The sequence below is a fragment of the Caballeronia sp. ATUFL_F1_KS39 genome (genome assembly GCF_023630985.1).
GTDB lineage: Bacteria > Pseudomonadota > Gammaproteobacteria > Burkholderiales > Burkholderiaceae > Caballeronia > Caballeronia zhejiangensis.
This window is the reverse complement of record NZ_JALQDZ010000016.1, coordinates 14,396-38,769: the sequence shown is the minus strand read 5'-3', so window position 1 is coordinate 38,769 and position 24,374 is coordinate 14,396. Positions and strand designations below refer to the sequence as shown.

At 63.3% G+C, this 24,374-nt stretch carries 19 protein-coding genes and 4 tRNA genes; 16 read left to right on the top strand and 7 right to left on the bottom strand.

Annotation, left to right across the window (positions count from 1 at the left end):
* Positions 1-41 precede the first annotated feature (41 nt).
* The 6 genes from uvrC (at position 42) to NCR93_RS09630 (ending at position 3,976) form a co-directional block, all read left to right on the top strand.
* Positions 42-2,078 (top strand): excinuclease ABC subunit UvrC, encoded by a 2,037-nt coding sequence (uvrC, locus tag NCR93_RS09655; RefSeq protein ID WP_034473520.1) that lies wholly within the window; start codon positions 42-44, stop codon positions 2,076-2,078.
* Positions 2,079-2,187: 109 nt separating this feature from the next.
* A complete protein-coding gene (gene pgsA / locus NCR93_RS09650; RefSeq protein WP_034473519.1) occupies positions 2,188-2,784 on the top strand; it encodes a CDP-diacylglycerol--glycerol-3-phosphate 3-phosphatidyltransferase in 597 nt (198 codons plus the stop codon).
* A 193-nt stretch (positions 2,785-2,977) separates the two neighbouring features.
* Positions 2,978-3,053 (top strand) — tRNA-Gly (locus NCR93_RS09645).
* An 87-nt stretch (positions 3,054-3,140) separates the two neighbouring features.
* Positions 3,141-3,216 (top strand) — tRNA-Gly (locus NCR93_RS09640).
* Between the two features lie 77 nt (positions 3,217-3,293).
* A tRNA-Cys gene (locus NCR93_RS09635) sits at positions 3,294-3,367 on the top strand.
* A 114-nt stretch (positions 3,368-3,481) separates the two neighbouring features.
* The gene (locus NCR93_RS09630) at positions 3,482-3,976 is read left to right on the top strand and encodes a GNAT family N-acetyltransferase (RefSeq protein WP_008342069.1); all 495 of its coding nucleotides are present in this window, start codon (positions 3,482-3,484) and stop codon (positions 3,974-3,976) included.
* Here the strand turns inward: NCR93_RS09630 and NCR93_RS09625 are convergent.
* Entirely contained in the window at positions 3,971-4,837 is an 867-nt protein-coding gene (locus NCR93_RS09625; RefSeq protein WP_034473515.1) for a cytochrome c oxidase assembly protein, read from the bottom strand. The two genes, NCR93_RS09630 and NCR93_RS09625, sit on opposite strands and share 6 nt — an antisense overlap.
* A gap of 2 nt (positions 4,838-4,839) precedes the next feature.
* Positions 4,840-5,454 (bottom strand): SCO family protein, encoded by a 615-nt coding sequence (locus NCR93_RS09620; protein ID WP_175980488.1) that lies wholly within the window; start codon positions 5,452-5,454, stop codon positions 4,840-4,842.
* 264 nt (positions 5,455-5,718) lie between these two features.
* On the opposite strand from NCR93_RS09620, the gene otsB reads away from it, so the two are divergent.
* Positions 5,719-6,471, top strand: a complete 753-nt coding sequence (gene otsB / locus NCR93_RS09615; RefSeq protein ID WP_008342064.1) for a trehalose-phosphatase — start codon at positions 5,719-5,721, stop codon at positions 6,469-6,471.
* Positions 6,468-7,847, top strand: a complete 1,380-nt coding sequence (gene otsA, locus NCR93_RS09610; protein ID WP_008342063.1) for an alpha,alpha-trehalose-phosphate synthase (UDP-forming) — start codon at positions 6,468-6,470, stop codon at positions 7,845-7,847. Before otsB ends, otsA begins: the two co-directional genes overlap by 4 nt.
* Before the next feature lie 47 nt (positions 7,848-7,894).
* Here otsA and NCR93_RS09605 read toward each other — a convergent pair whose 3' ends face one another.
* Positions 7,895-9,775 carry an ABC transporter ATP-binding protein gene (locus tag NCR93_RS09605; protein WP_235366332.1) on the bottom strand — a complete coding sequence of 627 codons (1,881 nt, stop codon included), beginning with the start codon at positions 9,773-9,775 and terminating at the stop codon, positions 7,895-7,897.
* Between the two features lie 833 nt (positions 9,776-10,608).
* On the opposite strand from NCR93_RS09605, the gene NCR93_RS09600 reads away from it, so the two are divergent.
* The 3 genes from NCR93_RS09600 to NCR93_RS09590 all read left to right on the top strand — a co-directional run bounded on the left by NCR93_RS09600 (position 10,609) and on the right by NCR93_RS09590 (position 13,247).
* Positions 10,609-11,673: a glycosyltransferase family 4 protein gene (locus tag NCR93_RS09600; protein ID WP_008342061.1), complete on the top strand. Its 1,065-nt coding sequence runs from the start codon at positions 10,609-10,611 to the stop codon at positions 11,671-11,673.
* A gap of 221 nt (positions 11,674-11,894) precedes the next feature.
* The gene (locus NCR93_RS09595; RefSeq protein WP_175980374.1) at positions 11,895-12,722 is read left to right on the top strand and encodes a hypothetical protein; all 828 of its coding nucleotides are present in this window, start codon (positions 11,895-11,897) and stop codon (positions 12,720-12,722) included.
* Positions 12,723-12,773: 51 nt separating this feature from the next.
* Complete coding sequence (locus tag NCR93_RS09590) at positions 12,774-13,247, top strand: DUF2214 family protein (protein WP_034473512.1); 474 nt, start codon at positions 12,774-12,776, stop codon at positions 13,245-13,247.
* 93 nt (positions 13,248-13,340) lie between these two features.
* On the opposite strand, the gene NCR93_RS09585 is transcribed toward NCR93_RS09590, so the two are convergent.
* From NCR93_RS09585 to NCR93_RS09570, 4 genes are all read right to left on the bottom strand, one after another.
* Positions 13,341-13,415, bottom strand: a tRNA-Val gene (locus tag NCR93_RS09585).
* A gap of 69 nt (positions 13,416-13,484) precedes the next feature.
* A complete protein-coding gene (gene dnaQ, locus NCR93_RS09580) occupies positions 13,485-14,222 on the bottom strand; it encodes a DNA polymerase III subunit epsilon (protein WP_008342055.1) in 738 nt (245 codons plus the stop codon).
* A gap of 19 nt (positions 14,223-14,241) precedes the next feature.
* On the bottom strand, positions 14,242-14,703 hold the full coding sequence (rnhA, locus tag NCR93_RS09575) for a ribonuclease HI (protein ID WP_008342054.1): 462 nt from the start codon (positions 14,701-14,703) through the stop codon (positions 14,242-14,244).
* A complete protein-coding gene (locus tag NCR93_RS09570) occupies positions 14,703-15,536 on the bottom strand; it encodes a class I SAM-dependent methyltransferase (protein WP_008342053.1) in 834 nt (277 codons plus the stop codon). Before NCR93_RS09570 ends, rnhA begins: the two co-directional genes overlap by 1 nt.
* An 18-nt stretch (positions 15,537-15,554) precedes the next feature.
* Between NCR93_RS09570 and gloB the strand changes: the two genes are divergently transcribed.
* From gloB to carB, 5 genes are all read left to right on the top strand, one after another.
* The gene (gene gloB, locus NCR93_RS09565) at positions 15,555-16,406 is read left to right on the top strand and encodes a hydroxyacylglutathione hydrolase (protein WP_175980373.1); all 852 of its coding nucleotides are present in this window, start codon (positions 15,555-15,557) and stop codon (positions 16,404-16,406) included.
* A gap of 164 nt (positions 16,407-16,570) precedes the next feature.
* Positions 16,571-18,217, top strand: a complete 1,647-nt coding sequence (locus NCR93_RS09560; protein WP_033537087.1) for a transglycosylase SLT domain-containing protein — start codon at positions 16,571-16,573, stop codon at positions 18,215-18,217.
* A gap of 96 nt (positions 18,218-18,313) precedes the next feature.
* Positions 18,314-19,576 (top strand): MFS transporter, encoded by a 1,263-nt coding sequence (locus tag NCR93_RS09555; RefSeq protein WP_372492574.1) that lies wholly within the window; start codon positions 18,314-18,316, stop codon positions 19,574-19,576.
* A 337-nt stretch (positions 19,577-19,913) separates the two neighbouring features.
* Complete coding sequence (carA, locus tag NCR93_RS09550; RefSeq protein WP_175980372.1) at positions 19,914-21,056, top strand: glutamine-hydrolyzing carbamoyl-phosphate synthase small subunit; 1,143 nt, start codon at positions 19,914-19,916, stop codon at positions 21,054-21,056.
* A gap of 33 nt (positions 21,057-21,089) precedes the next feature.
* Positions 21,090-24,344: a carbamoyl-phosphate synthase large subunit gene (carB, locus tag NCR93_RS09545; protein WP_034473511.1), complete on the top strand. Its 3,255-nt coding sequence runs from the start codon at positions 21,090-21,092 to the stop codon at positions 24,342-24,344.
* The last annotated feature ends 30 nt before the right edge of the window (positions 24,345-24,374 follow it).

Below are 24,374 nucleotides of genomic sequence, written 5' to 3'. Positions count from 1 at the left end.
GCGGCTCACCGTCGTGCCGATGCCTTTCGTCCCCTTGCTGCATGACTGACACCGACGCCCTCCAACCGGATTTCGACCCGAAAACGACGCTCGCGCAATTGCCGCATCTGCCCGGCGTGTACCGCTACTACGACGGCGACGGCAACGTGCTCTACGTCGGCAAGGCGCGCAATCTGAAGAAACGCGTGTCGAGCTACTTCACGAAGACGCTGCATTCGCCGCGCATCGCGATGATGGTCACGCGCATCCGCAAGATCGAGACAACCGTCACGCGCTCGGAAGCCGAAGCGCTGCTGCTCGAAAACAATCTGATCAAGGCGCTCGCGCCGCGCTACAACATCCTTTTTCGCGACGACAAGTCGTATCCGTTTCTCAAGCTCACCGGCCACAAGTTTCCGCGCATGGCGTATTACCGCGGCGCGGTCGACAAGAAGAACCAGTATTTCGGCCCGTTTCCGAGCGCGTGGGCGGTGCGCGAGAGCATCCAGATCCTGCAGCGCGTCTTCCAGTTGCGCACCTGCGAGGACTCGGTGTTCAACAACCGCACGCGGCCGTGTTTGCTGCATCAGATCGGGCGCTGCACCGCGCCGTGCACCGGCTTGATCAACGAAGAGGATTACGCGCGCGACGTGTCGAATGCGTCGCGCTTTTTGCTCGGGCGTCAGGGCGAGGTGATGAAGGAGCTCGAGCAGAAGATGCACGCGTTTGCCGCGGATCTCAAGTTCGAACAGGCCGCGGCGGTGCGCAATCAGATGAGCTCGCTGTCGACCGTACTGCATCAGCAGGCGATCGAAGTCGGTGGCGAGAGCGATGTCGATATCCTCGCGGTCGTCGCGCTCGGGGGCAAGGTGTGCGTGAATCTCGCGATGGTGCGCGGCGGCCGGCATCTGGGCGACAAGGCGTATTTTCCGGCGCACGTCGAAAGCGCGATGGCGCTCGGCGACGAAGACGAGCTTGCGGATGCCAACGAAACGGTAGGTGCGCCCACCGAAACGGAAACCGAAACCGAGTCCGAAGAGCCACGCGAAAGCTCGCTGGAATCCGAAGTGCTGGAAGCCTTCATGGCGCAGCATTACATCGGCAATCGCGTGCCGCCGGTGCTCGTCGTGAGTCATGCGCCGTCGAGCCGCGAGCTCGTCGATCTGCTGATCGAGCAGGCGGGGCACAAGGTCACGCTGCTCCGTCAGCCGCAAGGGCAAAAGCGCGCGTGGCTCTCGATGGCCGAGAACAACGCCAAGCTCGCGCTCGCGCGCCTATTGTCGGAACAGGGTTCGCAGCAGGCGCGCACGCGCGCGCTCGCGGACACGCTGTCCATGGAGATGGACGATCTCGCGCAACTGCGCATCGAGTGCTTCGACATCAGCCATACGATGGGCGAGGCGACGCAGGCATCGTGCGTCGTGTATCACCATCACAAGATGCAGTCGGGCGAATACCGGCGCTACAACATCACCGGCATCACGCCGGGCGACGATTACGCCGCGATGCGGCAGGTGCTCACGCGCCGATACGAGAAGATGGTCGCGCAGGCCGCCGCGAACGCCAACGATGAAGCCGCGACCCTGCAACCCGACGATGCCGCCGATCCCAACGTCACGCCCGATGGCGCCGAACCGGTCGCGGCGGGCGGCACGCTGCCGAACATCGTGCTGATCGACGGCGGCAAGGGCCAGGTGGAAATCGCGCGGCAGGTGTTCTCCGAGCTCGGTCTGGATCACGGCATGCTGGTAGGCGTAGCGAAAGGAGAAGGGCGCAAGGTCGGCCTGGAGACGCTCGTGTTCGCCGACGGCCGCGCCGCGCTCGAACTCGGCAAGGAAAGCGCGGCGCTGATGCTCGTCGCGCAGATCCGCGACGAGGCGCACCGCTTCGCCATCACCGGGATGCGCGCGAAGCGGGCAAAGGCGCGCCAGACTTCGCGGCTGGAGGAACTGGAAGGCGTCGGCGCGAAACGGCGTCAGCGGCTCCTGTCGCGTTTTGGCGGATTGCGCGGCGTGCAGGCGGCGAGCGTCGAGGACCTGGCGAGCGTCGAAGGCATTTCGCTCGCGCTCGCGCAGCAGATTTATCGTCAGTTGCATTGAGCCGCAAAGCCGGCCGCGCGGCGCGCCACAGCGGTGCGCCGCCTTGTGAGCGCCGGATCGACGCGGCACAATGGCGGCTTCCTTACATGTCCCTCAACCGCTTTCGCCCATGCCGTTCAATCTACCGATCTTCCTGACGTGGCTGCGAATCGTGCTGATTCCGCTCGTCGTGGGCGTGTTCTATCTGCCGGACATGATGATGAGCGCGGAGCATCGCAACCTGCTCGGCATGGTCATCTTCGTGCTCGCCGCACTCACCGATTGGTTCGACGGCTTTCTCGCGCGCAAGCTCAATCAGACGTCGTCGTTCGGCGCGTTCCTCGATCCCGTTGCCGACAAGCTGATGGTCACCGCCGCGCTGCTCGTGCTCGTGCAACTGTCGCGGCTCAATGCGGTGATCGCGCTCATCATCGTTGGACGCGAAATCACGATTTCCGCGCTGCGCGAATGGATGGCGCAGATCGGCGCATCGAAGAGCGTCGCGGTGAATCAGCTCGGCAAGTTCAAGACCGTGTGCCAGATGGTCGCGATCCCGATGCTGCTGTTCTACGGGCCGCTGAAGATCGCCGGCACGCAATGGATCATCGACACGCGCGTGTGGGGCCTGTGGCTCATCTACGTCGCCGCGTTCCTCACCGTCTGGTCGATGCTCTACTACATGAAGCTCGCGTGGCCGCAGATTCGCGAGCGCGGCGGCATGCTTTGAGGCGGAAAACGCGCTCATTGCAAAAATTGCGTCGAAGCGAAAAAATCCTCTCACAAAACAGTTGACAGCCTTCTTTGGCTTCTACATAATCTCGTTTCTCTGATGCACGACGCGACGCAGCAAGCGAAGCAAGAGCAAAAGAAAGCAGTAAAAGAAAGCAGTAAAAGAAAGCAGTAAAAGAAAGCAGTAACACGCGGGAGTAGCTCAGTTGGTAGAGCGCAACCTTGCCAAGGTTGAGGTCGCGAGTTCGAGACTCGTCTCCCGCTCCAGATTTTGAAGGTTCTGAGGTCGTCGGCGCTGAATTGGCAAAGCGCAACGCGGCAGCAGTACCGGCAGTAGTTGTATCGCAGGATATTGCGGGAGTAGCTCAGTTGGTAGAGCGCAACCTTGCCAAGGTTGAGGTCGCGAGTTCGAGACTCGTCTCCCGCTCCAGTCAAAGGGGAAGCCAAGCTTCCCTTTTTGTTTGGTGGCTCAGCCGGTCAATTGCCGGTGGCACCAGAACCGCTTGTGGCGCGGTAGCAAAGCGGTTATGCAGCGGCCTGCAAAGCCGTTTAGACCGGTTCGACTCCGGTCCGCGCCTCCACTTGAAAAGCCCTGATCCGTCAGGGCTTTTTCTTTTTCGGAACGCCGGTAGCCACCGATTCTGCGTCCCGTGGCGGCACGGCATAATTGCAACGTTTCTGCCACACCTACTCCAATGACCGACTCACTCTCCCAACTCGAATGGCGCTGGAAGCGCTTCGACGATCTGTCGACGACCGAGGTCTACGACATGCTCGCGGCCCGTAGCGCCGTGTTCGTCGTCGAGCAGAATTGCGTGTATGGCGATATCGACGGCCTCGATGTCGACGCGTGGCATCTTCTCGCATATGGCGAAGGCGAGAAGCGCCCTGCGCTCGCGGGTTATCTGCGCGTGCTGTTGCCGGGTCATCCGGACGAGGGCGAGAAGGACGTGCGCATCGGCCGCGTGCTGACGACCGCGAAGTTTCGCGGCCTGAAGCTCGGCAATGCGATGCTCGAACGCGCGCTCGAGCAGATCCTGAAGCAATGGCCCGATCAGCCGGTCAGCCTTCACGCACAGGCGCACTTGCAGCGCTTCTACGGCGCGTTCGGCTTCGTGCCGTCGTCGGGTGTGCATGACGAAGACGGCATTCCGCACGTCTGGATGCGCCGTCCCGGTTTTCCTTCATGACGCGCTGACGTTGACGGGCGCCGCGATCGCGACGCTGCGTTCCTTGATGAGCCGCGAGCGCGCCGACAGCCGCAGCCAGTGACGCAGCGCAATCAGCGCGCCGATCACGCTCATCATCGATCCGGGAATCCACAGCAACAGGCCGCCGATCTGCTGATCGCGCATCGGCGTGATCCAGGTGAACGCGCGGCCGCAAATCGAATAGATCGGATACAGCTCGTGCGGCGTGAAGAAGATGTACGCGCCGAGAACGATCTGCGGCGGAATCGCGGCGATCACGACGAGAATCCGTCTGCCGGGCGCGAGGCGCGCGGGCGGCGCGGGCCGCGGGTCGAGAATGAGCCACCAGAACAACAGGCCGTCGATCACCATGCTCCAGTTCATTACGCGATAGAGCCGGTAATCGAGCATCGCCTTGAAGTGGATCGGCGACAGCAGCCAGAAATAGATCAGCCCGACGAACAGCGCGACGGCGATCACGGGATTGAACACGACATCGCAAAAGACGCGCGCAATGCGCGTTTGCGCGGCCGGACGCAACCAGCGCTGCCGCCATCCGAACGGAATGCCCGCACGCAGCGCCGCGCCCGGATACGACAGCGCGATCAGAAACGGACCGAGATGATGCAGCACGAGATGCTGCAATCGATGCATGAAGAATTCGTGCTCGAAGAAGTAATCGAGCCGCGTGTGCAGCGCCACGTAAAGCGCAACGAGGCCGAACCAGAACGCGATGCGCCGCGACACCGACACGCGCGCATGCCGCGCCCCGCGCGCGAACAGAATCCCCGCGACGAGCACCGCGATCACGACCGTCGGCGACGGCTCCCACGGATCGAGCCAGTAAAGCAGCGTGCTCATCGTCAGGCGTCCTTTGCGTGGATCACGCGCTTCAGATCGGCCGCGATGGCGTCGATCGAATCGTGATCGGTCGCGAGCAGGCGCGCGTGACCGGCGGCATCGAAGATATAGACGGCCGAACTGTGCGTGACTTCATACGCGCCGTCCGGATCGCGCTTTTCCATCTGATACGCGACGCGATAACGCTGCGCGACTTTCTCGATCGCGCGATCCGTGCCGGTCAGGCCGACCGCGTGTTTGTCGTCGAAGGCGCGCACGTAGGAGCGCAAAAGCGCGGGCGTGTCGCGCGCCGGGTCGACCGAAACGAAGACGATGCGCGTCTCGTCCGCATCCGGCCCAACGCGTTGCAGCACTTGCATCAGGCGCGCCATCGTTTCCGGGCAGACATCGGGGCAATGCGTGTACCCGAAGTAGACGAGCGTCGTCTTCCCGGCGAAGGATCGTCCGGTGACGCTCGCGCCGCCATCGTCGATGAGCGAGAAGTCGAGATCCGGCAGATGGCCCGATACATCCGTCAGATGCCACGGCTCGGCGGGCTTCGAACAGGCGGCGAGGGCGCACAGCGAGAGAAGGGCGACGAGACGCCGCGCGGGGAATTCGAGGAACGAAGCGTGCATCGGGAATGGCGTTGCAGGATGATTCGATTTGAACTTCGTCGCAAAATACACGCCTTTCACGCGTCTCCAGCGCATCATGTCGCTATCGGACTATTTTTGAGACGATTTGCCGCATGGTTCCAGCGCGCTGAAAGGCCGCACGTCGAAAGCTGAAAGTTCGGAGCTTTCTGAATTGAAAGCCTTCGCGCGGTAAGATTCGCACGCATTGCGTCGTCCAAAACGGACCGCGCGCCACATCACAGGCAAACCACAGGCCAAAGATCGATGCAAATTCTTCCCGATTCCCTGTCTCTTGCCGAGACCGCCTTTTTCTTCGATTTCGACGGCACGCTCGTCGAACTCGCCTCGACGCCCGATGGCATCTTCGTGCCGCGCTCGGTGCCCGACATCCTCGCCGCGTTGAGACGCGCGACCAACGGCGCGGTCGCGGTCGTATCGGGGCGCGGCATCGACAATATCGATTCGTTCCTGCAGATGGACGATCTGCCCGTCGCGGGCATGCACGGCGCGGAACGGCGCGATTCGAACGGCGATGTGCAGCGCATCGGCTTCAACGACGAGCGGCTCTTGCGCATGGAGCACGCGCTCGAGAAAGTCGTCAGCGCGAATCCGGGCATGCTGCTCGAAATCAAGGGCGCGGCGCTCGCGCTGCATTACCGCAATGCGCCCGACCGCGAGCCGGCGGCGCGCGCGGCGACGCAAAAGCTCGTCGCGGAATATGCCGATGCCTACGTGCTGCAGCCGGGCAAGATGGTCTACGAGATCAAGCCGAAGGACGTCGACAAGGGCCGCGCGGTGCGCGCGTACATGGGCGAGCCGCCGTTCACGGGGCGCAAGCCGGTGTTTATCGGCGACGATCTCACCGATGAAAAAGGTTTCGCGGTCGTGAACGAGTTCGATGGCCTGTCGATCAAGGTCGGCCCCGGCGATACGGTTGCGCGCGCGCGCATCGAATCGGTCGAGTTGCTGCTCGACTGGCTGCAAGTAATCGCGGGCACGGCGGGGAAGCACGCGTGAGCCGGCTGATCATCGTTTCGAATCGCGTCGCGCCGATTTCCGAAGGCGGGCCCGCGGCGGGCGGGCTTGCGGTCGGCGTCTACGACGCGCTCAAGGAAACCGGCGGCATGTGGTTCGGCTGGAGCGGGGACGTGCTCACGTCCGCACCTGACGACATCAAGCTCGAAGAGCACGGACCGGTGACGTTCGCGACCATCGGACTCGTGCGGCGCGATTACGACCAGTACTATCGCGGCTTCTCGAATGCGACGCTCTGGCCCGCGTTTCACTATCGGCCGGACCTGATCGAGTTCGACCGGCACGAATACGACGGCTATTGCCGCGTGAATCGCTGGCTCGCGGCGCAGCTCGCGCCGCTGCTCAAGCCCGACGACGTGATCTGGGTGCACGACTATCACCTGATTCCGTTCGCGCAGGCGCTGCGCGCATTGGGCGTGAAGAATCGCATCGGCTTCTTTCTGCACATTCCGTTTCCGGCGTCGCAGATTCTGCTGAGCGTGCCGCGTCATCGCGAACTGGTCGAGGCGCTGTGCGCGTTCGATTTGCTCGGTTTTCAGACGGAGCCGGACCTGCGCGCGTTCTGCGATTACATCGAAACAGAAGCGGGCGGCGCGTTGCAGCGCGACGGCGCGAAGCCGGTCGCGATTCGCGCGTTCGGTCAGACGCTGCGTGCGGCGGCGTATCCGATCGGCGTCTATCCGGATGAAATCGCCGCGCTCGCGAAAGACGGCGAGCGCGGACGCGACGTGGAAATCGTCAAGTCGACGCTGCATCATCGCAAGCTCGTGATGAGCGTCGATCGTCTCGATTATTCGAAAGGGCTCGTCGAGCGTTTTCGCGCGTTCGAGCGGCTGATCGAACACGATCCGCAGCAGCGCAACAACGTGTCGTTCCTGCAGATCGCGCCGCCGACCCGCTCCGATGTCGATGCCTATCGCGACATCCGCTTGCAGCTCGAAGCGGAATCGGGCCGCATCAACGGGCGATACGCCGAACTCGACTGGACGCCGATTCGCTATATCCATCGTCAGTACGAGCGGCCGGTGCTCGCCGCGCTGTTCCGCGAGGCGCACGTGGGTCTCGTCACGCCGTTGCGCGACGGCATGAATCTCGTCGCGAAGGAATATGTGTCGGCGCAGAATCCGGACGATCCCGGCGTGCTCGTGCTGTCGCAATTCGCCGGCGCGGCGCGCGAGCTGACGGCCGCGCTCATCGTCAATCCGCTCGATATCGATGGCATGGCCGATGCACTCGCCATCGCGCTCAGCATGCCTTTGAACGAGCGAAAAGCGCGCTACGAAGAGATGATGGCGCAATTGCGCGACAACAACGTCTCGGTGTGGCGCGACAACTTTCTGCGCGACCTCAAGACGTGAAAAAGGCCGCGTTCCTTTGGAAACGCGGCCTTTTTGCTTGATGACGCTTACGCCGGCTGCTTGTGCGGCGTCGCGACGATCGACGGCACCTTGCCGTGCTGCTTCGCCAGCAACTCGCGATACAGCCCCGGCCGCTCGCGCAATTCCTGCGGCGGGCCGTCGTCGATGACCTTGCCCGCGCTCATCACGATGATGCGGTCGAAGTTCTGCAGCGTCGACAGACGGTGCGCGATCGCGATCACGGTGCGGCCGACCATCAGCCGGTCGAGCGCCTGCTGAATCGCTTCTTCCGATGCGCTGTCGAGCGCCGACGTCGCTTCGTCGAGCAGCAGAATCGGCGCGTTCTTCAGAATCGCGCGCGCGATCGCGATGCGCTGACGTTGACCGCCCGACAGCTTCACGCCGCGGTCGCCGACGATCGTGTCGAATCCTTCCGGCATCGCCTCGATGAAGTCCGTGCAGCGCGCCTCGCGGGCGGCGGCGAGCACTTCCTCGCGGCTCGCATCCGGACGTCCGTACGCGATGTTCTCGAACACGGTGCGATGGAACAGCGAAATATCCTGCGGCACGAGCGCGATCGCGTGGCGCAGGCTGTCCTGCGTGATCGCGCTGATATCCTGGCCGTCGATCTTGATGCTGCCCTTTTGCGGCTCGTAGAAGCGTTGCAGCAGCGCGAGCACGGTCGATTTGCCCGCGCCCGACTTGCCGATCAGCCCGACGCGCTGTCCCGGCTCGATATGCAGATAAAAATTGTCGAGAATCGGACGGCGGCGCGGATAGGCGAACGTCACGCCCTCGAAATCGACGCGCCCGCCTTGCGGCACGAGTTCCGTCGCGTCCGAGCGGTCCGGCATGCCGTGCGGCTCCAGCAGCGTCTGCACGGCTTCGGCGAGACGCGCGACGTGTTGCGTCACATCGACGAGCGCCACGGCCAAGTCGCGCGTGCCGTGCAGGATCGTGAAACCGAGCGAGCTGACGAGCACGATATCGCCCGACGTCGCGCGGCCTTGCGACCACAGCCACAGCGCCCAGCCGAGCAGGCCTGCGGAAAGGATCGCCGTGACGACCGCGTGGAACAGGCGCAGCTTTTCGAGGTACAGCAGACTCTGCTGACGCGCGACCATTTCGGCCTTGACGGTCGAGCCGAAACGCTTCTGCTCGCGGAACGTCATGCCGAACGCGCGCACGAGCGCCATGTTGCCGATCACGTCGACGAGCTCGCCATCCACCGACGCCGCCTTCGACGCGAAACTGTGATGCCGCGCCGAGCCGCGCTTCGCGAGCCGGTACAGGATCAGCGCGAGGATCAGCGATGCGGTCATGAGACCGGCGGCCATCAGCGGATTGACGGAGACGATCATCACGATCGCGCCCAGCACCGCGATGCACGGCGGCAGGACGTTCCACGCCATCACGTTCTCGGAGGTGTAGATCGCGTTCGACGTCGCCGTGATCCGGCTCGCGAGCATGCCTGGCTGCTTCTCGGAGAAGTACGTCGGCGAGTGGCCGGACAGATACGAGAAGAGGTCCTTGCGCAAGTCGCCGGTAACGATCACGAAGACGTGCGCGCCGACCCAGCCGCCGACCCGCCACAGCAGGTTGTCGGCGGCGATCAGCCCGACCAGGATCATGAACGCGCCCCACAGCGGGCCGGGATGCCCGCGGCCTTGTCCGAGGACGTCGATCAGATGCTTGATCGCGTACTGCGAGGCGAGGGCGCAACCGACCGCGGCGAACACGCTGAAGAGCACGATGGCATGCGCGACGGGGTGACGGCGGATGTAGCGCATCAGGAACGCGAGCGGCCGATGCGCGTAGCTCGAAAGCTTCGCGTTGTGCGCGTTACGCTGGGAAACGGTGAGTTGGTCCAATGGTCTTTTTTGGTCGTAGAGCGGTTGAGCGTGTGTTGCGCCTTCGGGCAGTGCCATGCGCGGTACGAGATGCGACTGCCGGCATGCGATGCGTCGCCCGATCCGGCGCGACTGACGTCAAGCGAGGCGACGCTGCGCCGTCTCCATCACTGGATTGTAGCCAGTATCGCGCTGCGGCATCGCGACTTCGGGCATGTGACGCTCGGCGCGTGTGGCCATCCGAACATCATCCACGGCAAAAATCGGGCGTCGCCTCAGCCTTTCGGCCGCCGAGCGCGGCTGACGGCATGGGCGCGCATTGTAAGCACATTGCACGACTTTTTGCGATGGAACGCTCGTCTGAAGGATCTGCGCCAATCGCGCCAGCGAACACAAAAGCACGTGTCGCGCCCGATAACGGAACCGATGCCGCAATCCGGCCTACGCGGCGGGTCAGACGGCGCGGAGTGCGTGCTGCCGCCCGGGCATCGTCAAAGCCCGTGCTCAAATGTAGAACAACCTTAATAAACAGTGGTTTGCAAAGTGTATCCCCCTTGTAACAAGGTAAATAAGTTGAAATGACTGCCGGCGCCGCTCTGGAAAAAACTCCATAATCCGATCCGGGTTTGCCCTTAGGCCATCGACAGGTTTTTGCAAGTTCGCGTCAACCGCCGCAGCAGATACGCGTTAATTGCTGGCGCGCGGCGATTTTGAGATATGGAACCGCAATTGCTAGATCGAATCGCCTGCGCGACGAACCGGTGATCAGCGACCCCGCTTTTTCACTCGAGCATCAGCCTTTGCGCCGCGGCCGCCGCGCCGCGGAAAGCTTCGCCCGAGCCGAGCGATTCGCTTTCCAACGTCAACATGACAGCAGTACTTGCCTGATTCTTTATTAGGAGTTTCACGACATGCGAATCGCTCAAATCGCGCCCCTCCACGAGGCTGTTCCGCCGAAGCTGTATGGCGGCACGGAACGCGTGGTGTCTTATCTGACCGAGGCACTCGTGGATGCTGGACACGACGTCACGCTCTTCGCGAGCGGCGATTCGCAGACGTCCGCGAAGCTCGAGGCGTTCTGGCCGCAGGCGCTGCGCCTCGACCCGACGATCCGCGACACGATGGCGCCGCATATGCTGCTGCTCGAAGAAGTCCGCCGCCGCGCCGACGAGTTCGACGTGCTGCATTTCCACATCGACTATTACCCGTTCTCGCTGTTCGCGCGCCAGCCGGTGCCGTTCCTGACGACGATGCACGGCCGTCTCGATCTGCCCGAACTGCAGCCGATCTTCAACACGTTCAACGACGTGCCGGTCATCTCGATCTCGGACAACCAGCGTCAGCCGCTGCCGCAGGCGCACTGGCTCTCGACGGTGTATCACGGTCTGCCGGAAAACCTGTTGAAGCCGATCCCGAACGTGAAGCCCGGCTATCTCGCGTTCCTCGGCCGCATCTCGCCGGAAAAGCGCGTCGACCGCGCGATCCGCATCGCGCAGGCGGCGGGCATGAAGATCAAGATCGCGGCGAAGCTCGACAAGGCCGACCGCGCCTACTACGAAGAAGAGATCAAGCCGCTCTTCGCGCTGCCGCACGTCGAGTACATCGGCGAAATCAGCGAAGCCGAGAAGACCGAGTTCCTCGGCAACGCCCACGCGCTGCTGTTCCCGATCGACTGGCCGGAGCCCTTCGGCCTCGTGATGATCGAAGCAATGGCCTGCGGTACGCCGGTGATCGCGTTCAACCGCGGCTCGGTGCCGGAAGTGATCGAGAACGGCGTGTCGGGCTTCGTCGTCGAAGATGAACTTTCGGCGATCGCCGCCGTGAAGCGCCTCGATCAACTGCCCCGCGAAAAGGTTCGCGCCGCGTTCGAGCAGCGTTTCTCGTCGAAGGTCATGGCCGCGAACTACGTCAACGTGTATGAAGAACTGCTGCGCCAGAAGCGCCGCACGGTTCTGCGCGAAGTCAACGCGAGCTAAGCAAGTCTTGCCGCTTCGCCGCGGCATGAGTTGAAAAACGACGCCCCGCGTGCCTCAAGGCACGCGGGGCGTTGTCGTAATAGCACATTCAGGCATGCCTTTCGCGCGACAGACCGCGCTGCGGATGTGAAACCTCTGACGACATCCGTAATCTCCCTATAATGACCGGGCTTCGCGATGCGCGGAGCGGCATGCATCGCACGTGGACAGGAGTGTTTCTTTTGGCGAGACCCAAGCAAATCAGCGCGAACCCGGCGCCGGGCGCCGGCACTGTGTTCGCATTGCGCGCCATCGGGCTGGTGCTCGCGGCGCGCTGGGCGTTCTCGATGTCCGAGATGGGCTATCTGTCCTCGCTGCGCGCGATGACGTCGTCGCCGTGGGCGTGCGTGAACATCGTCCTGATCTTTCTTCTGATCGTGCTGCCGGGCGCGAAGGCGCGCACGGAGCGGCCGCTGCATCCGCTGCCGCAATGGCTGCGGCAGGCGTTGCGCTTCATTGCGCTGCTGGCTTTCGGCTTCGCGATGTTTTCCGTCGGCGCGTTCGTCTGGAGTTCCGGATGGCGGCGCTTCACGCAGGCGCTCGCCGAGACCAACGGCTGGCTGCTCGTCGGGCCGGCGCTTTATGCCATCGTCATGTGGATCTGCCGTCCGCGCGCGCTCTGGCGCACGAATATCGCGGCGCGGCGCTTCGCGATCGGGCGCTATGCGCTCTCGCTCGATCCCGTCACGCGTACCGCCGTCGTATGGGCGGAAAGCCGCAAGCTCGGCCAGTACGACGCGCGCGAGCTGTCGGTGAAATGGCCGGAGCCGGCGGAGACGTCGCCGTCGACGAGCATGCTCGCGCCGGCGACCGAGCCCGCCGCGCCTGCTATCCGCGCGAGCGGGGAAGTGCGGCACGGCCTGTTCGCGCGCCGGCCGAAAGTCGAATTGTTGTGGGACTCGCCGGCCGCGGCCGGGCACAATCGCACCACCGTATTCCGCGCGCCGCTCGCGAGCGAAGGCGACCGCAACGCGGCGCGCGCGCTCGATGCGACGCTGCGTCAGATCTGATTTAGCCGAAATTGCCGTACACGTCGTTCCTGTCTCTTCAGGGAGGAAAGGATGCTGATACGTTGGTTGCTGGCCGCGCTTCATCTTCTTGCTTTCGGTTTCGCGCTCGGCTCGGTGCTCGCGCGCGCCCGCGCGTTGCGGCGTCTCGATCCCGCGGAATCCATTCAGGCGAACGAACTGCGCCTGCGTGACGTCTTTCGTTCGGATTCCGTGTGGGGCGTCACGGCGATCGTGCTGATCGTCACGGGCGTGACGCGCGCGTTCGGCGGATTCGAAAAGGGCGGCGCGTTCTATCTGCACGAGCCGCTTTTCCATCTGAAGATGACGGCGCTCGTCGTGATTCTGCTGATCGAAGTCTCACCGATGCTCGCGCTGATCCGCTGGCGCATCGCGCTCGCGCAGGGCGGGCCGATCGATCTCACGCGGGCGCGACGCTTCGCATGGCTGAGCGATCTCGAAGCCGGACTCGTCATGTTGATGGTGATCGCCGCGAGCGGCATGGCGCGCGGCGTGTGGGCGTCGTGATGCCCGTTTCACCGGCTGAAAATGAAAAAGGCCCAAGTCGTGAGACTTGAGCCTTTTGATCTTCGGTGCTTGTCTTTACCAACACCAGAATTCTGGTGGGTAGTACTGGGATCGAACCAGTGACCCCTGCCGTGTGAAGGCAGTGCTCTACCGCTGAGCTAACCACCCGAAGAGAGACGAGATTATGTCAGGCGTTTTTGATTTCGTCTAGTGCTTCGTTAAGCAAATTCGAAAAAATTACGCAGGAACGGCTTCCCCTTCGGCGGGAGCCGGTTCCGTGCGCCAGACGCTCGTGCCTTTCATCGCCTTGTCGAGATCGCTCAGCAGGGCTTCGTGCGCGGCGAGTTCGTCGGCGCTCGCGGCGATCACCGGCAGATCGAGATCGTCGAACGCGATGCGCGACGTCGAAACCGAGCCCGACGCGGGCTGATCGCCGAGCATGTCGATGACGAGGCTTTCCTGGCCGCGCGTCATCGCGAGATAGACCTCGGCGAGCAGCTCCGAGTCGAGCAGCGCGCCATGCAGCGTGCGATGCGCGTTGCTGATGCCGAAACGATCGCACAGCGCATCCAGCGAGTTGCGCTTGCCGGGGAACATCTGCTTGGCTTGCGCGAGCGAGTCGATCACGCCCGCGCACGTCTCGGCGATTTTCGGCAGCCCGAGCAGCGCGAATTCCATATCGAGAAAGCCGACGTCGAAGGGCGCGTTGTGGATGATCAACTCCGCGCCCGCGATGAAGTCGCGAAGTTGCGCGGCGATCTCCGCGAACTTCGGCTTGTCGCTCAGGAATTCGGTGGTGAGGCCGTGCACGGCGAGCGCGCCGGGATCGCTGTCGCGCTCCGGGTTCACGTAGAGGTGCAGGTTGTTGCCCGTCAGCCGGCGGTTGACCAGCTCGACGCAGCCGATTTCGATGATCCGGTCGCCCGTCCTCGCGTTCAGGCCGGTGGTTTCGGTGTCCAGTATCAGTTGGCGCATAAGTTGGCGTGCGTTTCGTTCAGTTGTCCGCAAGCGATGTCACGCCGCGATTGGCGAGCGCATCGGCGCGTTCGTTTTCGGGATGTCCGGCGTGGCCCTTGACCCAGCGCCATTCGATCTCATGCCGCGCGACGAGTTCGTCGAGGCGTTTCCATAGATCGGCGTTCTTGACGGGCGTCTTCGCGGCCGTCATCCAGTTCTTTTTCTTCCAGCCGTGAATCCATTCGCTGATGCCTTTCTGCACGTATTGCGAATCGGTGTGGATGATCGCGTGACACGGACGTTTCAACGCCTCGAGCGCGGAGATCACGGCCATCAGTTCCATGCGGTTGTTGGTGGTCGCGGCTTCGCCGCCGAACAGCTCCTTTTCCAGCGAGCCGAAACGCAGCAGCGCGCCCCAGCCGCCGGGACCGGGATTGCCTTTGCAGGCGCCGTCCGTGTAGATGTCGATTACCTTGTTCGATGCGGATTCTTGAGTCATCAATGCTCTTTGCGAGTCTCGTTGCGCGTGTGCGGAGCGGCGACCGGAGCGAGGCCAGGCGCGAGCGCGGGTTTTTTGAGCTTGCGCGGACCGATGACGCGCATGCCGCGCACGCGTTTGACCGCCGTGATCATGTACGCCGCGCCGAAGATGGGCCACCAGCGATCGCCGGCGGCTTCCATGAATTGATAGCGTTGCAGCCATTTGTCCGTGACAAGCGGCGGACGATAGCAGCCGAAGCGCCCGCGTTCAAGGTCGAATCCGAGCAGCTTGATCCAGTCCTTGATGCGCGTGAACGCGATCATCTCGTGCGCCGATGGCACGAACGGCCGTCCCGCGACCTTGCCGAGCGACTGCCGCGCGCCCCACAAACTCAGCGAATTGAAGCCGAGGATGATCAACTGGCCTTCGGGCACCAGCACGCGTTCGGCTTCGCGCAGCAGGCGGTGCGGATCGGGCGAGAATTCGAGTGTGTGCGGCAGCACGAGCAAATCGACGCTCTGCGCTTCGAAAGGCAGGTCGAGCAGATCGCACCACACGGTGCTGCGGCCGTCGGGCGCGCTCGCCGCGGGAAGCGCGCTCACGCCGGGCGTCGTCGCGCGCGGCGGCGTGTACGGTGCGCTCGATGCGCTTTCGGCGTCGAGCACGAGCGCGCGCCCGGTCATGCGATTTTCGCGCAGCGCGTCGAGCTGCGGCATGCCGAGCTGCAGCGCGTGATAGCCGAAGATGTCGGACACGACGTGATCGAGCTGCGCCTGCTCCCATTCGAGCACGTAGCGCCCGGGCGCCGAGCTCGTCCAGGTGGGCCAGTCTATAATCGATCGGTCAGACATGTTCGGATTGCCGCATAGATGATCGCCATGAATTCGCTTGCCAAGAAATCGCCTGCCCAGGATGCACTCGATGCACTCGAATACGTGCCGGTCCCGGCATTCGAGGACAACTACATCTGGCTCGTGTCGGACTCGCGCGATGCGGTCGTGATCGACCCCGGCGACGCCGCGCCCGTCGAGGCCTATCTGGCCAAACGTGGTTGGCGGCTGACCGCTATTTTACTCACGCACCATCACCACGACCACGTCGGCGGCGTGAAAGCACTCATCGATAGCCGAACGGCAGAGGGTGGGATTCCCGTCTACGGCCCGGCTGGCGAGCGCATCGAGCATCTGACGCAGCGCGTCACCGGCGGCGACAGGGTGCGCATCGACAAGCCGGCGCTCGAACTCTCCGTGATCGACGTGCCGGGTCACACGGCCGGACACATCGCCTATTTCCAGTCGGGCGATCCGAACGGCACGCCGCATCTTTTCTGCGGCGACACGCTCTTCGCGAGCGGCTGCGGCCGTCTTTTCGAGGGCACGCCGCAGCAGATGCTCAGTTCGCTCGACGCGCTCGCCGCGCTACCGGACAACACCCAGGTTCACTGCGCGCACGAGTACACGCTGTCGAACATCAAGTTCGCACGCGCGTGCGAGCCGGACAACACCGCGCTGCTGCGCTGGAGCGAGGACGCGCAGGCGTTGCGCGCCGCCGGCAAGCCGACTTTGCCGACGACCATCGGCCACGAAAAAACGGTGAATCCGTTCCTGCGTGCGGACGTCCCGGCGATCCACGCAACGCTTGCGTCGCAATTCGGCGCGCCCGTTTCGGACCGGCTCGAAGCGTTTCGAATGATGCGCGGCTGGAAGGATAAGTTCCGCTAACCCGAACCTATTTGGGGCTAACTTCAACCGAAACGTTGGAATCGACGTTAGATGCAGGATTTTGCAGGGGTTTTGCGCGCATTCTTATTGACGTCTTAAGTGCTGTTCCGTACTATCGGCTGCAAATTTCCAAGCATCATCTTTTGGAAGCAGAGACGTTCTCCATGCGACTAACCCTTAGCGCGCTGTCCGTCCTGATGCTCGCCGCGTGCGCGAGCCAAGGACCTACGGCGTCAGATCCAATTACAGCAACAGCCAACTCCAACGCTTCGCCGCAACAAGTCGCCGACACGATTCGCCGCACCGCAGCAGCCAAGGAAACCATTAACGTCGACAAGACGCCCGTGACTTCGCTCGCGGGTTCGTCCGATCTCTGGAACCGCATCCGCGGCGGCTTCCAGATTCCCGATCTGCAAAGCGACCTCGTCGACATGCAGGTCAACTGGTACGCGCAACGCCCGGATTACGTCGAGCGCATGACCACGCGCTCGCAGAAGTATCTGTATCACATCGTCGAGGAACTCGAGCAGCGGCATATGCCGACCGAGCTCGCGCTCCTGCCGTTCATCGAATCGGCATACAGCCCGCAGGCGCTATCGGTCGCGAAGGCCGCGGGCATGTGGCAGTTCATGCCGGGCACCGGCCGCGATTACAACCTCAAGCAGAACATGTGGCAGGACGAGCGCCGCGACGTGCTCGCGTCGACGTCTGCCGCGCTCGACTACCTTTCGCGTCTGCACGACATGTTCGGCGACTGGCATCTCGCGCTCGCCGCGTACAACTGGGGCGAGGGCAACGTGCAGCGCGCGATCGCGCGCAACGAAGCGGCGGGCTTGCCGACCGACTACGAAAGCCTGCGCATGCCCAACGAGACGCGCAACTACGTGCCGAAGCTGCAGGCCGTGAAGAACATCGTGAGCAATCCGCAGATGTACGGTCTCACGTTGCCGGACATCCCGAATCACCCGTATTTCGTGACGGTCACGACCGCGCGCGACATCGACGTGACGATGGCCGCGAAGCTTGCCGGCATGAGCGTGGAAGAATTTCGCTCGCTGAATCCGTCGTTCTCGAAGCCGGTGATTCTCGGCGCGACCAATCCGCAGATTCTGCTGCCGTTCGATAACGCTGCTTCGTTTCAGCGCAACCTATCGTCGTACTCGGGCGCGTTGTCGTCGTGGACGACGTACACCGTCACCGAGCGCGCGCGTCCGGCGGCGATCGCCGAAAAAATCGGCGTGGACGCTGACACGCTGATGTCCGTCAACCGCATTCCGGCGGGCATGCGCCTGAAGCCGGGCTCGACGATCGTCGTGCCCCGCACCGACGATGACGACGAAGACATCAGCGCCGACGTCGCGGCCAACGCGATGCTCGCAATCGAGCGCGACGTGCCCGACACGCGCCGGCTCGTCATCCGCGTGCGCCGCAAGCAGTCGATCGGCACGCTGGCAGACCGCTACAACGTTTCGCCGGCACAGTTGCGCGCATGGAACCGCACGCGCGGAGACATGTTCATGCCGGGGCAGGTGGTCGTGCTGCATGTGCCGTATGGCCGACCGGTTCCGGCCGAGCCGGGTCCGGCGCGTGTGGAGACGGTGGCGGCGTCGAGCCGTTCATCGGGCGGCGTGTCGAAGATCGGCACGCGCGTACCTGAGCCGAAGACATCGCGCGGCGGCAAGACAAGTGCCCATACGTCGGGGAAGGTAACGAAGGTGTCGTCTTCTTCGGCATCGCATGCTGCAAAGCCTGCTGCCGCGGCCAAGACCGCGAAGCCGGCTGCCACGTCGAAGAGCAGCAAGAAGAAATAACGCATGCGGTTTTGCCGGCGCGATAACCCACGCCGTCACCAAGGTGACGGCGTGTTCTTTTGCGGACGCCGCTAAACTGTCGATCCGAAAGAATCGATGAAGCGTCCGTTTCATATGTCGTCCACCGTTCGTCTCCGCGTTTTCATCCTCTTCGCCGCCGGCTACTTCGTCTCGTACGTGTTCCGCGGCGTCAATCTCGGCTTCGCGCCGCTCATCACGCACGAACTCGGCTTGTCGGCCGCCGATCTCGGCCTGCTGACGGCGCTGTACTTTATCGGCTTCGCTGCCGCGCAGATTCCTGTCGGCGTACTGCTCGATCACTTCGGGCCGGCGCGTGTGACGGCCGGCATGCTCGTGTTCGCCGCGGCGGGCATTGGCGTGTTCGGGGCATCGAATAGCCTGGCAGGGCTGATGGCCGGGCGCCTGCTCATCGGCGTGGGCGTGTCGGTGTGTCTGGCGGCGGCGTTCAAGGCGTCGGCGCAGCATTTCCCGATCTGGCGCCTGCCGCTCATCAACGGATTCACGATGGCCGTCGGCGGATTGGGCGGCGTCGTCGTCGGATCGCCGCTGTCGGCGCTGCTGCAATTCGCAACGTGGCGTCAGGTGTGCTTCGGGCTCGCGGTGTTCACGCTCGTCGTCGCGGCGGCGATTGCGCTCTTCGCGCCGCGCAAGGCGGATACGCATCATCAGGCGGACATCGTCACGCAGTTCAAGGGCACGTGGCACATCATGAGAAGCGCCGCGTTCTGGAAGATCGCGTCGTTTCCGGTCGTCACGCAGGGCGTCTTCTTCGCGATGCAGTCGCTCTGGATCCGTCCCTATCTCATCGACGTGATGAATCTCACGCCCGCGCATTCGTCGGCGATCGTCTCCGTGCTCGGTTTCGCGATGATGTTCGGCTCGGTGGGCTTCGGCGCGGCGGCGCGCAGTCTGGAGCGGCGCGGCGTGTCGGTGTACGCGTTCTGCGGCGCGGGCATGGTGCTTTTCGTCGCCACGCAGTTGCTCATGGTGCTGCGCGTGCCGCTGCCGCCCGCGACGCTCATCGCCGCGTATGGCGTATTCGGCGGCACGGGCATCCTGAGTTATGCGGTCGCGGCGAAGTATTTCCCGTCGCACATGGCGGGACGCGTGAATACGACGCTCACGCTCGTCATCTTCCTGCTGATCTTCGGCTTTCAGGTCGGGGTCGGCACTATGTTGTCGCTTTGGCCTGCGGAAGCGGGGCGCTATCCGGTATCGGCGCATATTTCGGTGTGGGCTACGCTGATTGCGCTGCAAGTGGCGAGCGCGATCTGGTACATGTTGCCGGGCCGCGCGCTGCACGAACGCGAGGCGGAAGTGGAAAACGCGGCGTCGTGATCGGGGCGGCGGGAGGCAAGCAGAGCGCTCCCAAATTTGGCAGATGTGTCAATTTAACGCTATAATTCGAAGGTTTGAGCACATCAACCCGCACCCTAGCGCCTACCTCCCACACACCGTCGTTCGCTGCGCCAGTCGGCGCGCGCCGCACGCCGCCAGTCGCCTGCTTCGTCACTGCGTTTGCCCATGCAAGCGAGCTGAACCGAACCGCGCCGCGCGCCTCGCGAGCCGCCGCCACACTGCGCGAAGGAAACCCCTCGTTCTTCGAGCGACGGGAAGCCAAGCCTGAATTTCGGACAGACAGGTCGGTAACAGGGTGTTCCCCAAGGAGCTTCCCGTGTTGCCGTCATTTTCCCCCGCACTTCTCGCACTTGCCGACGGCACGGTCTTTCGTGGTCAATCGATCGGCGCGCCCGGTTCGACGATCGGCGAAGTGGTGTTCAACACCGCCATCACCGGTTATCAGGAAATCCTGACCGATCCGAGCTATGCCCGCCAGATCGTCACGCTGACCTATCCGCACATCGGCAACTACGGCGTGAACGCCGAAGACGTCGAAGCCACCAAAGTCCATGCCGCCGGCCTCATCATTCGCGACCTGCCGGTGCTCGCATCCAACTTCCGTTCCGAGCAGACGCTCTCCGACTATCTCAAGGCGCAAGGCGTCGTCGCGATCGCCGGCATCGACACGCGCAAGCTCACGCGTATCCTGCGCGAGAAGGGCGCGCAGAACGGCTGCATTCTCGCCGGTTCCGATGACGAAGCGAAAGCGCTCGAGCTCGCACGCTCGTTCCCGGGCCTCGCGGGCATGGACCTCGCGAAGGTCGTGTCGACGGACCAGCCCTACGAATGGACGCAGACCGAATGGCGTCTGGGCAGCGGCTACGGCAAGCAGGAAGCGCCGAAGTTTCGCGTCGTCGCGTTCGACTATGGCGTGAAGTACAACATCCTGCGCATGCTGGCGGAGCGCGGTTGCCACGTGACCGTGCTGCCCGCGCAATCGACCGCCGCCGATGCGCTCGCGCTCAATCCGGACGGCATCTTCCTGTCGAACGGCCCCGGCGATCCGGAGCCGTGCGATTACGCCATCGCGGCCACCAGGGAATTCATCGAGCGCGGCATTCCGACGTTCGGCATCTGCCTCGGCCATCAGATCATGGGTCTCGCCGTCGGCGCGAAGACGATGAAGATGAAGACCGGCCACCACGGCGCGAACCATCCGGTGAAGGACATGGACGACGGCCGCGTGGTCATCACGTCGCAGAACCACGGTTTCGCGGTCGATGCGTCGACGCTGCCCGCCAACGCGAAAGTCACGCACGTCTCGCTTTTCGACGGCACGCTGCAAGGCTTCGCGCTCACCGACAAGCCCGCCTTCTGCTTCCAGGGCCATCCGGAAGCGTCGCCCGGCCCGCACGACATCGCGTATCTGTTCGACCGCTTCATCAAGTTGATGGAAGCACAGAAGGTCGCAGCCTAAGAACAGAACATCGCAAATATACAGAGCACAGTTATGCCGAAGCGCACAGACATCAAGAGCATCCTCATCATCGGCGCGGGTCCGATCATCATCGGCCAGGCGTGCGAGTTCGATTATTCGGGCGCGCAAGCATGCAAGGCGCTGCGTGAGGAAGGCTACAAGGTCATCCTCGTCAACAGCAATCCGGCGACGATCATGACGGATCCGAACACGGCCGACGTCACGTATATCGAGCCGATTTCGTGGGAAGTGGTCGAACGCATCATCGCGAAAGAGCGCCCGGACGCGATCCTGCCGACCATGGGCGGACAGACCGCGCTCAACTGCGCGCTCGACCTGTTCCATCACGGCGTGCTGGAAAAGTACAAGGTCGAGCTGATCGGTGCGTCGCCGGAAGCGATCGACAAGGCGGAAGACCGCCAGAAGTTCAAGGACGCGATGACGAAGATCGGCCTCGGTTCGGCCAAGTCGGGCATCGCGCATTCGATGGAAGAAGCGCTCGCCGTGCAGCAGCAGATCGCCGAAGCGACCGGCAGCGGCGGCTATCCGACCGTGATTCGTCCGTCGTTCACGCTGGGCGGCTCGGGCGGCGGCATCGCGTACAACAAGGAAGAGTTCGAAGAGATTTGCCGTCGCGGTCTCGATCTCTCGCCGACGCGCGAGCTGCTCATCGAAGAATCGCTGCTCGGCTGGAAAGAGTACGAGATGGAAGTCGTCCGCGATAAAAAGGACAACTGCATCATCGTCTGCTCGATCGAAAACCTCGACCCGATGGGCGTGCACACCGGCGATTCCATCACCGTCGCGCCGGCGCAGACGCTCACCGACAAAGAGTATCAAGTGCTGCGCAACGCGTCGCTCGCGGTGCTGCGCGAGATCGGGGTCGATACCGGCGGCTCGAACGTGCAGTTCGCGATCAACCCGAAGGACGGCCGCATGGTCGTCATCGAAATGAATCCGCGCGTGTCGCGTTCGTCGGCGCTGGCATCGAAGGCAACGGGATTCCCGATCGCCAAGGTCGCCGCGAAGCTCGCGTGCGGCTACACGCTCGACGAACTCAAGAACGAAATCACCGGCGGACAAACGCCCGCATCGTTCGAACCGACGATCGACTATGTCGTGACGAAGGTGCCGCGCTTCGCGTTCGAGAAATTCCGCGAAGCGGATTCGCGCCTGACCACGCAGATGAAGTCCGTCGGCGAAGTCATGGCAATGGGCCGCACGTTCCAGGAATCGTTCCAGAAGGCGTTGCGCGGTCTGGAAGTCGGCGTCGACGGTCTCGATGAGAAGACCACGAGCCGCGACGAAGTCATCCGCGAAATTGGCGAGCCGGGTCCTGACCGCATCTGGTATCTCGGCGACGCCTTCCGTCTCGGCCTGACGATGGAAGAAATCTTCGAAGAGACGTCGATCGATCCGTGGTTCCTCGCGCAGATCGAACAGATCATCCTCAAGGAAAAGGCGCTCGAAGGCCGCACGCTCGCGAGCCTCACGCGTGACGAACTGCTGTATCTGAAGAAGAGCGGCTTCTCGGACCGGCGTCTGGCGAAGCTGACCGGTTCGACGCAAGCAGACGTGCGCAAGAAGCGTCACGAAATGAAGGTGCGCCCGGTGTACAAGCGCGTCGACACGTGCGCGGCCGAGTTCGCGACGAAGACCGCCTACATGTACTCGACGTACGAAGAAGAGTGCGAAGCGAATCCGACCGACAAGAAGAAGATCATGGTGCTGGGCGGCGGCCCGAACCGGATCGGGCAGGGCATCGAGTTCGACTACTGCTGCGTGCATGCCGCGCTCGCCATGCGCGAGGACGGCTATGAAACCATCATGGTCAACTGCAATCCGGAGACGGTGTCCACCGACTACGACACGTCCGACCGTCTGTACTTCGAATCGCTGACGCTCGAAGACGTGCTCGAAATCGTCGATCTGGAAAAGCCGGTCGGCGTGATCGTGCAGTACGGCGGCCAGACGCCGCTCAAGCTCGCGCTCGATCTGGAAGCGAACGGCGTGCCGATCATCGGCACGTCGCCGGACATGATCGACGCCGCCGAAGACCGCGAGCGCTTCCAGAAGCTGCTCAAGGATCTCGATCTGCGTCAGCCGCCGAATCGCACCGCTCGCGCCGAAGACGAAGCGCTGAAGCTCGCGGAGGAAATCGGTTATCCGCTGGTCGTGCGTCCGTCGTACGTGCTCGGCGGCCGCGCGATGGAAATCGTCCACGAGCCGCGCGACCTCGAGCGCTACATGCGCGAAGCCGTGAAGGTGTCGAACGATTCGCCGGTGCTGCTCGACCGCTTCCTGAACGACGCGATCGAATGCGACGTCGACTGCATCTCCGATGGCGACGACGTGTTCATCGGCGGCGTGATGGAGCACATCGAACAGGCGGGCGTGCACTCGGGCGACTCGGCTTGCTCGCTGCCGCCGTATTCGCTGTCGCAGGAAACCGTCGACGAACTGAAGCGGCAAACCGCCGCAATGGCGAAGGCACTGAACGTCATCGGCCTGATGAACGTCCAGTTCGCGATTCAGCAAGTCCCGCAAGACGACGGCTCCAAGAAGGACATCATCTACGTGCTGGAAGTGAATCCGCGCGCATCGCGCACGGTGCCGTACGTGTCGAAGGCAACCGGTTTGCCGCTCGCCAAGATCGCCGCTCGCGCGATGGTCGGCCAGAAGCTCAAGGCACAAGGCGTGACGAAGGAAGTCATTCCGCCGTACTTCAGCGTGAAGGAAGCGGTGTTCCCGTTCGTGAAGTTCCCGGCGGTCGATCCGGTGCTCGGACCCGAAATGCGCTCGACCGGCGAAGTGATGGGCGTGGGCCGCACGTTCGGCGAGGCGCTCTTCAAGTCGCAGCTCGCGGCGGGCTCGCGTCTGCCGGAATCGGGCACGGTGCTTCTGACCGTGATGGACGCCGACAAGCCGAAGGCCGTCGAGGTCGCGCAGATGCTGCACGAGCTCGGCTATCCGATCGTCGCGACCAAGGGCACGGCCGCGGCCATCGCGGCGGCAGGCGTGCCGGTGAAGGTCGTCAACAAGGTGAAAGACGGCCGTCCGCACATCGTCGACATGATCAAGAACGGCGAGATCGCGCTCGTCTTCACGACCGTCGACGAAACGCGCGCCGCCATCGCCGATTCGCGCTCGATCCGCATGAGCGCGCAGGCCAACAAGGTCACGTACTACACGACGATGTCGGGAGCGCGCGCGGCGGTCGAAGGGTTGAGGTATCTCCGAGATTTGGAAGTCTATGATTTACAAGGCTTGCATGCTCGCCTAAACTAAGGCTTCGATTACTGGTCTAAGTATCACGAG